Origin of the sequence: Tepidanaerobacter syntrophicus, from assembly GCF_001485475.2 — a bacterium.
Taxonomy (GTDB): Bacteria; Bacillota; Thermosediminibacteria; order Thermosediminibacterales; family Tepidanaerobacteraceae; genus Tepidanaerobacter; species Tepidanaerobacter syntrophicus.
In genome coordinates, this window is record NZ_DF977003.1 from 227,995 (window position 1) to 239,868 (window position 11,874).

At 38.2% G+C, this 11,874-nt stretch carries 11 protein-coding genes; 6 read left to right on the forward strand and 5 right to left on the reverse strand.

Going from position 1 to position 11,874, the window contains the following annotated elements:
• The first annotated feature begins 38 nt into the window (after positions 1 to 38).
• From trpB to TSYNT_RS09965, 3 genes are read left to right on the forward strand one after another with little or no spacing between them, the layout of a single operon-like run.
• Positions 39 to 1,226 carry a tryptophan synthase subunit beta gene (gene trpB / locus TSYNT_RS09955; protein ID WP_059033635.1) on the forward strand — a complete coding sequence of 396 codons (1,188 nt, stop codon included), beginning with the start codon at positions 39 to 41 and terminating at the stop codon, positions 1,224 to 1,226.
• On the forward strand, positions 1,219 to 1,995 hold the full coding sequence (trpA, locus tag TSYNT_RS09960; RefSeq protein WP_059033638.1) for a tryptophan synthase subunit alpha: 777 nt from the start codon (positions 1,219 to 1,221) through the stop codon (positions 1,993 to 1,995). Before trpB ends, trpA begins: the two co-directional genes overlap by 8 nt.
• Positions 1,992 to 3,710, forward strand: coding sequence for a B12-binding domain-containing radical SAM protein (locus TSYNT_RS09965; RefSeq protein ID WP_059033640.1), 1,719 nt, complete (start codon positions 1,992 to 1,994; stop codon positions 3,708 to 3,710). The genes trpA and TSYNT_RS09965 overlap by 4 nt, the downstream gene beginning before the upstream one ends.
• Here the strand turns inward: TSYNT_RS09965 and TSYNT_RS09970 are convergent.
• The 4 genes from TSYNT_RS09970 to TSYNT_RS09985 form a co-directional block, all read right to left on the reverse strand.
• On the reverse strand, positions 3,707 to 4,501 hold the full coding sequence (locus TSYNT_RS09970) for an ABC transporter ATP-binding protein (RefSeq protein WP_059033642.1): 795 nt from the start codon (positions 4,499 to 4,501) through the stop codon (positions 3,707 to 3,709). The two genes, TSYNT_RS09965 and TSYNT_RS09970, sit on opposite strands and share 4 nt — an antisense overlap.
• Positions 4,488 to 5,411 carry an ABC transporter permease gene (locus TSYNT_RS09975; RefSeq protein ID WP_059033644.1) on the reverse strand — a complete coding sequence of 308 codons (924 nt, stop codon included), beginning with the start codon at positions 5,409 to 5,411 and terminating at the stop codon, positions 4,488 to 4,490. The genes TSYNT_RS09970 and TSYNT_RS09975 overlap by 14 nt, the downstream gene beginning before the upstream one ends.
• 15 nt (positions 5,412 to 5,426) lie before the next feature.
• Positions 5,427 to 6,473 carry an ABC transporter substrate-binding protein gene (locus TSYNT_RS09980; RefSeq protein WP_059033646.1) on the reverse strand — a complete coding sequence of 349 codons (1,047 nt, stop codon included), beginning with the start codon at positions 6,471 to 6,473 and terminating at the stop codon, positions 5,427 to 5,429.
• 231 nt (positions 6,474 to 6,704) lie between these two features.
• Entirely contained in the window at positions 6,705 to 7,130 is a 426-nt protein-coding gene (locus TSYNT_RS09985; protein WP_083497740.1) for a HutP family protein, read from the reverse strand.
• Between the two features lie 243 nt (positions 7,131 to 7,373).
• On the opposite strand from TSYNT_RS09985, the gene TSYNT_RS11840 reads away from it, so the two are divergent.
• Positions 7,374 to 7,517, forward strand: coding sequence for a hypothetical protein (locus TSYNT_RS11840; protein WP_162780998.1), 144 nt, complete (start codon positions 7,374 to 7,376; stop codon positions 7,515 to 7,517).
• Positions 7,518 to 7,593: 76 nt separating this feature from the next.
• On the opposite strand, the gene TSYNT_RS09990 is transcribed toward TSYNT_RS11840, so the two are convergent.
• Positions 7,594 to 9,219, reverse strand: coding sequence for a Na/Pi cotransporter family protein (locus TSYNT_RS09990; RefSeq protein ID WP_059033648.1), 1,626 nt, complete (start codon positions 9,217 to 9,219; stop codon positions 7,594 to 7,596).
• A gap of 235 nt (positions 9,220 to 9,454) precedes the next feature.
• Between TSYNT_RS09990 and TSYNT_RS09995 the strand changes: the two genes are divergently transcribed.
• Positions 9,455 to 10,144 (forward strand): response regulator transcription factor, encoded by a 690-nt coding sequence (locus TSYNT_RS09995; protein ID WP_059033650.1) that lies wholly within the window; start codon positions 9,455 to 9,457, stop codon positions 10,142 to 10,144.
• On the forward strand, positions 10,141 to 11,862 hold the full coding sequence (locus tag TSYNT_RS10000; RefSeq protein WP_059033652.1) for an ATP-binding protein: 1,722 nt from the start codon (positions 10,141 to 10,143) through the stop codon (positions 11,860 to 11,862). The genes TSYNT_RS09995 and TSYNT_RS10000 overlap by 4 nt, the downstream gene beginning before the upstream one ends.
• The last annotated feature ends 12 nt before the right edge of the window (positions 11,863 to 11,874 follow it).

Genomic DNA, 11,874 nt, shown 5'->3' on the forward strand with positions numbered 1-11,874 from the left:
GAATATACGAACAAAACTTAAAATTTTAGGAGGAAATTATGTCAAAGGGAAGATTCGGAATACATGGAGGACAATATATACCGGAAACATTGATGAATGCTGTAATTGAATTAGAAGAAGCCTATGATTATTATAAGAATGATCCGGAATTTAACAAAGAACTGGAAGACTTATTTAGAGATTATGCCGGTAGACCTTCTCGCCTGTATTTTGCAAGAAAGATGACAGAAGACCTAGGCGGTGCCAAAATTTACCTAAAGCGCGAGGATCTAAATCATACAGGCGCTCATAAGATAAATAACGTATTAGGCCAAGCGCTTCTTGCAAAAAAGATGGGTAAAAGCCGAGTGATTGCTGAAACAGGAGCAGGTCAGCATGGTGTTGCCACTGCTACAGCTGCAGCGCTTATGGGGATGGAGTGCGAAATCTTTATGGGAAAAGAAGATACCCGGCGTCAAGCTTTAAATGTATATAAAATGAGACTTCTTGGTGCGAAAGTGCATCCTGTTACATCCGGCACTGCTACACTAAAAGATGCAGTTTCAGAGACTATGCGAGAATGGACAAAGCGGATTAATGATACTCATTATATAATAGGATCTGTTATGGGACCGCATCCGTTTCCTACAATCGTAAGGGATTTTCAATCTGTAATTTCGAAAGAAATTAAGTCACAAATGTTAGAGAAAGAAGGCAGACTGCCGGATATGGTTATAGCCTGTGTAGGCGGGGGTTCCAATGCGATTGGTGCTTTTTATCACTTTATAAACGATAAATCAGTGGAATTAATTGGCTGTGAAGCGGCAGGCAGGGGAGTAGATACTTTTGAGACAGCAGCAACTATTACTACTGGAAAGCCGGGAATCTTTCATGGAATGAAGTCGTATTTTTGTCAAGATGAATATGGACAAATTGCACCTGTATATTCAATATCAGCAGGTTTGGATTATCCGGGTATAGGCCCGGAGCATGCTTATCTTCATGATTGCGGCAGAGCTCAATATGTAGCAATAACTGACGAAGAAGCGGTTTGCGCATTTGAATACCTGTCGCGGACAGAAGGCGTTATTCCGGCCATCGAAAGCGCCCACGCAGTGGCTCAAGCAATAAAAATAGCGCCTTCTATGGGTAAGGATAAGATTTTAGTTGTCAATATATCCGGCCGCGGTGATAAAGACTGTGCTGCAATTGCTAGATACAGAGGGGAGGACATGATAAATGAGTGACATAAGTAAAGCATTTGACCATGGCAAGGCATTTATTGCGTTTCTAACCTGCGGAGATCCGGATTTAGATACTACAGAAAAATTAATAAAGGTTATTGCTGATTCCGGCGCAGATCTAATCGAGCTTGGAATTCCATTTTCCGATCCTACTGCAGAAGGACCGGTAATCCAAAACGCAAATATGAGGGCACTGGCCGGCAAAGTAACAACGGATAAGATATTCGATATGGTCTATAGAGTTAGAAAAACAGTAAAAATTCCTATGGTCTTTATGACCTATGCCAATGTTGTATTTTCTTATGGAACAGATAGATTTATAAAGAGAGCATCTGAAGTTGGTGTGAGCGGATTGATACTTCCTGATGTGCCCTTTGAAGAAAAAGAGGATTTTGCGCCTCTGTGTAGAAGATATGGAATAGAACTTATTTCTCTTATCGCGCCTACTTCAAATCAGCGCATTTCAATGATTGCAAAAGAAGCGGCAGGTTTTGTCTATTGTGTTTCGTCTTTAGGAGTTACAGGGGTGAGAAATGAAATCAGTTCAGATAATATACAAAATATGATAAAGCTTGTCCGAGAGTCTACAAATATCCCTACAGCCGTAGGATTTGGAATTTCAAATGCTAATCAGGCTGCAGAAATGGCCAAGCTTGCTGATGGAATCATTGTAGGTTCTGCTATTGTTAAAATCATCGAAGAACACGGAAGAAATGCAGCTCCTTTAGTTTCGGAATATGTAAAAACAATGAAAGAAGCGATAAATTCGTGAAAACCCTCCTTGTAGGAATAAATGCAAAATATATTCACACAAACCTTGCAATAAGGGATATATTTGGCTATATAAAACAGAACAACAAAGAAGAAGACATACAGATTTACGAAGCAACAATTAATGATGAATTAGACGATATCTTAGAAGATATTATATCTTATCAACCCGACGTAATCGGTTTTTCGTGCTATCTTTGGAATATAGAAAGCGTAATATATTTAGCAGAAAACATCAAAAAAATAAGACCGGAGACAAAAATTGTTTTAGGCGGTCCCGAAGTATCTTATGAGGCAGAAAATCTACTGGAAAGGAATCCCTTTGTAGATTATGTAATTTTGGGAGAGGGAGAGGAAAGATTTTTTAAATTGCTGCTGCATTTAAAAAGCGGAGCTCTTCTTGATACAATCGATGGTTTGGCATATAAAAAATGGAACGATATTTTAATACAGTCCCCAAAGTCATATGTAAACTTGAATAAAATTCCATTTCCATACATTAACGAGAACGAGAATTTAGAGAACAAGTTAGTATACTACGAAACATCGCGAGGATGCCCTTTTAGATGTGCCTTTTGCTTGTCATCTCTTGAAACTGCCGTAAGAGAAGCCGATCTTGACAAAGTAGAGCAAGACTTTATGCGTTTTTTGAGAATGGGAGTAAGGATAGTTAAGTTGGTAGACAGATCCTTTAACTGCAATCTGCCGCGAGCGCTGAGACTTCTTGAAATCATTCGCAGCCTGCCGCAGGATATGATATTTCACTGCGAAATAAATCCGGAGTTGGTAAATGAGGAGTTTATTGAAGCTTTACAGGGCATTGAAGACAGGCTGCAGTTTGAAGTAGGTATTCAAAGCACAAATCCTGAAACATTAAAAGAAATATCAAGGACTCCTAATACAAAAAAATCCCTTGACGGAATAAAGCGCCTCAAATCAGCCGGCATAAAACTTCATGTAGACTTAATCGCCGGTCTCCCGCACGAAAACTTTAAAAGCTTTGGCAATTCTTTTAATGAAGTGTACAATCTTCATACCGATGAAATACAGCTTGGATTTTTGAAGCTTTTAAAAGGAACAAAACTTAGGACAGATGCACATAAATATGGTATTATATATCGTTCAAAACCCCCTTATGAAATTTTATACAACAATGACATAACATATGAAGAGCTTTGCATATTAAAGGGAATTGCACGCCTCTTAGACAAATATTACAATACAGGCCGATTCTACCATTCTCTTATCTACCTAGAAGAGAAATTTAAATGCTCCTTTGAGCTTTACAAGGCATTTTATGATTATTGTAAAAGAGAAGGTCTTTTTAAAACCAGGCATTCTTTAAAAGACCGATATGACATATTATATTATTTTGCAGAAAGTTTAGGAACAGATATCGTGAATTTTGACATTTTTAAAGACATCCTTAAATTTGATTTTCTACTGACAAATGGTAAGGCTGCTATGCCTAGATGTATTGAGGCTTGCGAAGATCGAGAATTTTTAACAATAGCCAAGAAATACATTTGCAACAATAAATGGCTTAAGGAAAATCTTCCTCAAGCCATAGGATTCTCAAATCATGAACTTTCTAGATATCTTGCTTATGGGCTTTTTAACTATGACATCCCTTATAACTATAATGTAAAAAAGAAAAAGGGAGTTGTCTTCTTGCAGAAAAATAACAAAAACTATTACGCTGATTTTGAGGTCTAAGCCAGCATTATTCTGTCTTCTGCAAATTTCTCGCCCTGGACTTGTTCAAACTTACTAAGCAGCCGTGGGATAGTCATTGAAGCCTTTTCTTCACCACTAATATCTAAGACGATTTGACCATTGTGCATCATTATAAGTCTATTTCCCATTTTGATTGCATGCTCCAGATTGTGGGTGACCATAATTGTCGTTAACTTGTTTTTTTGTACGATTTCCTCTGTCAGGCTGTTTACCAATACAGCTGTTTTTGGATCCAGTGCAGCAGTATGCTCATCTAAAAGCAGCAACTTAGGCTTTTTCATCGTAGCCATAATCAAAGTCAAAACTTGACGCTGACCACCGGAGAGAAGCTTTACCTTTGTAGAAAGACGATTTTCAAGACCCAGATTAATGTTTTCAAGATACTCCTTAAATATATTTCTTCGCTGAGCATCCAATCCTCGGCGAAGCATCATATTGTTTGGACGAGCATACGCTATTGATAAATTCTCTTCGATAGTCATGGATGGGGCAGTGCCAAGCATTGGATCCTGAAAAACCCGACCTATAAATGCAGCTCTTTTGAATTCCGGCAGATTTGTTATATCCTTGCCATCAAGGTATATCTTTCCACTGTCCGGAAAATAAACACCTGCAATGATATTCAGTAGCGTCGATTTTCCTGCGCCATTACTTCCGATAACGGTTATAAAGTCGCCATCACTAACTTCAAGAGACAAATCATTTAAAACTCTATTTTCGTTAGGGGTATTGCGGTAGAATATTTTTTGTATATGCTCAAGAATCACCATAGGAATCACACCTTTGCACGCGAAGTTTTATTGACTGCCTTATTTGAGGGGCTGTAAGGGCTATAATTACAACGATTGCCGTAAAAAGCTTTAAATCAGAAGCCTGCGCCAATCGGAAGGAAAGAACCAGCGAAATGCTAAATCGATATAAGAATGAGCCGAAAAGCACTCCTAACGTACTGATAAATACACTTCCTTCTCCGAAAAGCGTGGTGCCTATTATAACTGAAGCAAGGCCGGCTACAATCGTCCCAACTCCCATACCGGCATCAGCAAAACCCAAATATTGAGCAACCAATGAACCGGACAAGGCCACAAGACTATTGGAAATTACAAGTCCTATAGTTTTTGCCATATCAGTATTTACTCCCTGGCTTCGTATCATCTGTGGATTGTCACCGGTTGCTCTTAGCGCAAAGCCCATCTGTGTTTCTAAAAAGGTGTCAATTATAAACTTTATAAGCAAAGCAAAAACAATAAAGAATGCAAGATAAATAAATTTCATTGGAAATGACGGCCAAACTCGGCTTATAAAAGATTCTGCCATAGAATAGATAGTAGGCTGATTTAGCAGAGGAGTGTTCGGCCTGCCCATTATCCTAAGGTTTATTGAATAAAGCGATGTCATGGTCAAAATACCTGACAAAAGGTCACTGATACCGGCTTTCGTGTTTAAAAATCCTGTTACATAACCGGCCAAGGCGCCTCCTAAGATTGCGCCAAAAGTTCCTACTACCGGGTTATATCCGCTTACGATAAGGGCTGCTGTGATGGAAGCCCCAAGAGGAAAACTTCCATCTACAGTCAAGTCGGAAAACTTTAGAATCTTAAAGGTCATATATACACCGATTGCCATGATTCCGTAGACTAAACCTTGCTCTAAAGAAGTCAGGAATAAGTTTTGCAACATTTATGGACACCTCAATTATTTTTCTAATATCTCATCTGCCCTAGACAATACTTCTTGAGGGATAGTAATCCCAAGAGCTTCTGCTGATTTCTTATTTATAATAAGCTTTAAATCTTTTGAGCTTTCTACCGGCATCTCTGCAGGATTTTCGCCATTTAAAACCCTGGCAGCCATTTGGCCGGTTTGTTTACCCAGAAGATAATAATCTATTCCAATAGTGGCTAAGGCTCCACCTTCTACTTCACCACGCTCGGCTCCTATAACAGGTATTTTTGCCTCATTGGCAACTTTTACAATGTTGCTTATCGCGGAAGCTACGGTGTTATCTGTGGGAGTATAAATTGCATCTACTTTGCTAACTAATGACTGGACTGCTTGATTTATTTCGCTGGTATTGGCAACTGTTGCTTCAAATATGGTAAGATCAAGTTCTTTTGCGGCTTCTTTTGCTATGTTTACCTGAACAACAGAATTGGGCTCTGCGGCATTGTAAATTATACCCACATTTTTAGCCGAAGGAATTATTTCCTTTAACAACTTTAATTGGTCTTTTACTGGATTCATATCAGTAGTGCCCGTAACATTTGTGCCGGGTTTTTCCATGCTCTTAACCAGACCTGCATCTACCGGATCGGTAACAGCAGTTACAAGAATAGAAATGTCTTTTGTGGCATTTACAGCGGCTTGGGCTGATGGAGTTGCGATAGCTAGAATAAGGTCTACTTTTTCATTGATAAGCTTATTGGCTATTGCCTGCGTTGTTGAAAAATCTGCCTGAGCATTTTCGACAATAATTTCAATATTTTTGCCTTCTTCAAATCCTGCTTCTTTAAGACCGTCTACAAAGCCTTCACGAGCTGAATCGAGTGCAGGGTGTTCGACAAACTGTGATATTCCAATTTTGTAGACTTTGCCTGTGCCGCCGGCGCTTGTATCTTCACTGTTTGATGTATCAGAGGTTGATTCTTGAGACGCTGGACCGCTGCCACATCCTGTTTGGATAAGAGCTAGCGCGAGAATTAAAATCATTATTACTATAGATGTTATAAAAGTTTTTTTCATTTTGAATGCCCCCTTTTGTTTAGCTTGCAGGACAGAAGCAAGTAGCATACTTGCAAAGCTGAACAGGAGTAAAAAGTATGCAAAAAAGCACTCGGCAAGAGTGCTTGATGTAACTCTACGTTTTCTCCTACCGTCCTACCATGCTACAAGTTAATTCAATTTATTTGGCTAAAGTATATAATTATTAGGTCAGTTTGTCAATAGTGAATTCTAACAGTAATTTATGAATATTTAGATTTCACCTTCACTCCGAGGCAGTGTGCGGTGCCCAAGGCCTATGACCACTTCATTGAAGCTTAAGAATCCTATAGCAAAAAACATTGCTACACTTATATGTTCTCCATACCTGGCAATTCCGATTTTACCTCCCACATTAAAGCCTACAGCTTTTTGCAAAACCTGAGAAAGGGCTTCCCGTGTAGCTCCTATAAGGGCTCCTTCTAATACATGAACGTTTTCCTTTATGACACCTTCTCGTTTTGCGGCGACCAAAGATCTTTCTATAATTTTTTCGATAGAATCTATTAAATTACCGCCAAAATCTACTGCACAAACCTTAACATTCATATCACGGAATGTCTTTTTGAGCTCAGCTTCTTCTGCGCGGGTTGAAATTGCCATTTTTATTGCAATTTTTGCCACATCAGTACTTTCCAAGATAAAGCCCCCTTATATAAGATATTCAGACGCGAATTCTTCTTTAGTATATCACAGAATATACGGTTTTTCTATATTACTGAATTTTATACGAAATGTATCATTTCCGGACAAAAAATACATATAAAATTTTTTATTACAAAGAAGGATTTACTAAAGTATTATAGAATAATATAATATAGATAGCGGAGCGGATTGCAAGGAAAAATTAAGGGTAAAGTCATTTAAGCGGGGGGGTTTATATTGCCATATACCTTATGCCCGTATTGCAATAAAAAATCATATTCTGCAGCAGAACTAAGAACGTGGATTTGCCCATATTGCAATAAAACCGTGAAGAAAGAAGAAGGAAATAGGGAAATCGTAAAGAGCGAGCAGGCAAAATAGCCTGCTCGCTTTAAATCATTGGTTTTAGCCTACTGAGAGTGCAGCAAGCCACCCTGCCTATGCGGGTGTGATGGATTTAGATCAGTTTCTTAAAGTTTTTGTCAATTCCAAGGATATAACTTGCAATATTAAAAGAATGATCCCCTACGCGCTCCAAATTATTTATTATATCCAAATAGATAACGCCTGAACTTGGCACGCATGCCCCACTGCTTAAACGCTTAATGTGACTTAATCGCAGCTCTTTTTCCATTGCGTCAATTTCTTCTTCTCTGGCTATTACGGTTTTTGCAGAAGATTTATCCCAAGCTAAAAATGCATTTATTGCAATAGAAAAGGTTTCTGTAACTTTTTCAGACATTTTTATTAGTTCAACTATAGCTTCTTCACTAAGAACTAAACGATGCTCATTTTTAAATTCCGCAAGCTCCAACACATTCATTGCATGATCGCCGACTCGCTCCATATCATTTACCGCATTTATCAGATCTGTTATTGAACCTTCTCCGGTTTCCGGCAAAGAAGAGCGTGAAAGCAGAGCTAAATATCTTGTAATTTCTCTTGCAAGCTCATTTATTACTTCTTCCTTTTCCTTTGCTATTTTACCCTTTTTCTCATCGTAATTTACAAAAGTATCCAATGAATCTTTTAATGTCTCTAAAGCCAGATTTCCCATCCGACCTATTTCTTTTTTTGCTTGCTCAAGAGCCAAAACAGGTGTTTCTATTAGCCGATCATCTATATACTTTACGCCGTGTTCGATAACTACTGCTTCACCTGGCACAAGATGTAAGATTAATCTTATAATTAAAAACGTAAAAGGAAACTGAATAATAGTATTTGTCAAATTAAAAATAGTATGTGCATTAGCTATCTGTCGGACCGGGTCAAGAGAGGTCATAGCTACAATTTTTTCAACAATCGGTAGGATCATCAAAAATAATGCGCTTCCGATTATATTAAACAGCAAGTGAAAAATTGCAGCTCTTTTTGCCGTAACATTTGCTCCGATACTTGCCAGAAGTGCTGTGACACATGTTCCTATGTTATCTCCAAATAATATAGGAAGAGCTGAGGAAATAGTTAATATGCCTTGACTTGCCAAGGCCTGAAGAATACCTATCGTAGCACTGCTGCTTTGAATTATACTTGTTGTAAGGAAACCGACTACCACGCCTAGAATTGGATTTTTGCTAAAAGTTGCGATAAAGTCAACGAATTGTGGGACATCGGCAAGGGGCTTTAATGCGATTTCCATTGTCTGCATTCCATAAAATAAAAGCCCGAAGCCTAATACCACTTGTCCTATGTATTTTTGAGATTTAGTTTTACCTAAAAATAATATTATCGTTCCGATTCCTATAGAAGGCAAGGCAATGTTTGTAAGCTTAAAAGCAATTAGTTGAGCTGTCATAGTAGTTCCGATGTTAGCTCCCATTATTACACCGACTGCCTGAGAAAGGTCTATTATTCCTGCATTTACTAAACCAACTACCATAACTGTTGTAGCACTGCTGCTTTGTATTATGGCGGTAACAAACGCTCCCACAATTACCCCTAAAAAGCGGTTCCTAGTCAGCAATTCCAATAAACCCTTCAAACGATCTCCTGCTGACATTTCAAGTCCTTCGCCCATAATTTTCATTCCATATAAAAATAGGCCCAAACCGCCAAATAAAGTTAAAAATGAGTTTAATGTCAAGGCAGCACCTCCTTACTGATGAAATAAGTTTTGTTATTCACAAGTGCTTTTTAATTTTATCATGAGTCAAATATAAAAACAATCTTCAGGCACGCGCATTTAGTCTTTGTTCAAAGCTCTGTAAATCTCTGTATATTGACGGTTCTTAGTGCAAAACCTATAATAGGGTTAAGGCATAAATCATGCAATTAAAAAAATCTTCTAATGTATTTGTGCGGATCAGGGAGGAAAACAGGTGCACGATATTAAGATATTAGTAGTTGATGACGAAAAACGCATTGTAGACTTGGTAAAAAAATATTTAGAAAGAGAGGGTTTCTCGGTAGATGAGGCATTTAACGGTCAGCAGGCTTTGGACAAGATATCGAGCTCATCCTATGATCTGATTATTTTAGATCTTATGCTTCCTATAGTAGACGGCTGGACAGTTTGCAAAGACATAAGGCAAAAATATGATACGCCGATAATAATGCTGACAGCCCGGGGAGAAGAATTTGATAAAGTTTTAGGCTTTGAACTTGGGGCGGATGATTATGTAGTAAAACCCTTTAGCCCTAGAGAACTTACAGCTAGGGTAAAAGCTCTGCTCAGGCGCATAGTTTCTAAGGAAGATGAGGAAAGTGAGATACTCGCATTTCCTGAGCTGATGATAGATCCGATATCTAGGGTTGTAAAGGTCAATAATAAAGAAGTGGCTCTTACTCCTAAAGAATTTGATCTTCTCTACTTTTTAGCTAAAAACAAGGGAAAGGTGTTTAGCAGAGAGAAACTTCTAAAGGAAGTTTGGGGATACGATTTTTATGGCAGCCTTCGGACAATAGATACACATATAAAGCAGCTTAGAGAAAAATTAGGGCGAAGTAAGGCTGCTTCCTATATAAGCACTATTTGGGGAATCGGCTATAAATTCGAGGTGGAAAAGTGATTCCGAGGAAAAGCATTGTTACGAAACTGTGGATTTATATGACGGTTCTTACAGTCGTCGCTCTTCTAATCTCTGGCTTAGTACTTTCAAACATATTTGAAGATTTTTATTTTAATATGCGAAAGAACGAGATGATAAACGAGGGGCAGCAGCTTATATCTTTAATTCTAGGAGGTATAAATCCTTCAGAACTGCTTGACATAAGTAAATTTATAAATGCATATTCGGTGATAATTGACAGACAAGGGCTAATCCAGGCAAGCTCAAATGTTCTAAAATTTGAGGGTGTAGCTATTGGACCTAAAGAGCTTAGGGAGGTGCTCAATGGCAACATTGTTGTAAGCAAAAGTTTTGTATCTCAGTTTGATGCAAATATGCTTACAGTAGCGCTGCCCATTAGAACTGAAGGCAATGTAATTGGAGGCGTAATACTATTTTCCCCTATGTCTTCTATCGAAAGCACTATTTGGCAAATTAGATATTTGGTACTTTCGGTAGCAGGGGCATCAGTCTTAGTTTTGACGGCCTTAAGCCTTGTACTATCAAAGACTATTTCCAAACCTCTCATCCAAATGAAAAAAGTCGCAGAAGAAATAGCAAGAGGCGAATTCGGCACTAAAGTTAAGGTAAAATCTCAGGATGAAGTGGGGACATTAGCAAATGCGATAAACTATATGTCCGAGGCTTTAAATAAAAATATCAATATGCTTGATCAAGAAAAAAGGCAGCTTCAGAATATATTGCTCAGCATGACTGATGGTGTTATTACTTTCGATGCCGAAAATCGTGTTATAATGGCAAACCCCCAAGCTGTTGAGATGATACCTGATTTGAAGCAAAATGGTGAATTAAAAGTGCCAAAAATAATCGAGCCGATTGTAAAAAAAGCCATGAAATGCAGTGAATTTATCAGTGAAGAGCTAGAGATAGATGGAAAGGTTGTAGCGGTAAAAATGACTCCTTTGTTAAGTGATGATGGTGTGCTGCAAGGGGTTTTGGCTGTACTGCAAGATATCACGCGAGAGAGAAAGCAAGAGGACTTAAGAAAGGAGTTTTTAAGTGATGTTTCCCATGAACTCAGGACACCGTTAACTTACTTGCAAGGCTATACAGAAGCATTAATTGACGGGATTGTCAAAGATTCTGATGAACATGACCGATATCTTAATATTATACTTGAAGAAACTTTGAGGCTGCGCCGCTTAGTTGATGAACTATTGGAGCTTTCGCACATGGAGGCAGGCCACTTAAATATACAAAAAGATTACGTTTCAATAAAAGAATTAGTTGAACAAGTTTGCAAAAAATTCCTTCCTATCTGTGAGGAAAAGAATATTAACTTGAAAATAGAAATAGAAAATATACCGCCGATTTTAATTGATGAAGATAAAATAGAGCAGGTAATGATAAATCTTATTGATAATGCTATAAGGTATTCGCCCAGCGGTCAAGATGTGCTGATTAAGGCAGGAGCCGATGAAACAGGAGTTACAATTTCTGTCAGAGATAGCGGAAGCGGTATACCGGACTCCGAACTGCCTTTTATCTGGGAAAGGTTTTACAAAGTTGACAAATCCAGAGCGAGGAAAGATAGCGGCACAGGGTTAGGACTTGCTATTGCAAAAAGAATAATTGAGCTTCACAATGGAAAAATATGGGTAAAAAATTGTGCGGAAGGAGGTACTGAATTTTCCTTTTTTATACCTTGGGACACATAACTAATTTTATTA

Bases quoted from the DNA above. Each gene is read 5' to 3' on its own strand.
- trpB (WP_059033635.1), top strand. From the start codon at position 39: ATGTCAAAGGGAAGATTCGGAATACATGGAGGACAATATATACCGGAA.
- trpA (WP_059033638.1), top strand. From the start codon at position 1,219: ATGAGTGACATAAGTAAAGCATTTGACCATGGCAAGGCATTTATTGCG.
- TSYNT_RS09970 (WP_059033642.1), bottom strand. From the start codon at position 4,501: ATGGTGATTCTTGAGCATATACAAAAAATATTCTACCGCAATACCCCT.
- TSYNT_RS09975 (WP_059033644.1), bottom strand. From the start codon at position 5,411: ATGTTGCAAAACTTATTCCTGACTTCTTTAGAGCAAGGTTTAGTCTAC.
- TSYNT_RS09980 (WP_059033646.1), bottom strand. From the start codon at position 6,473: ATGAAAAAAACTTTTATAACATCTATAGTAATAATGATTTTAATTCTC.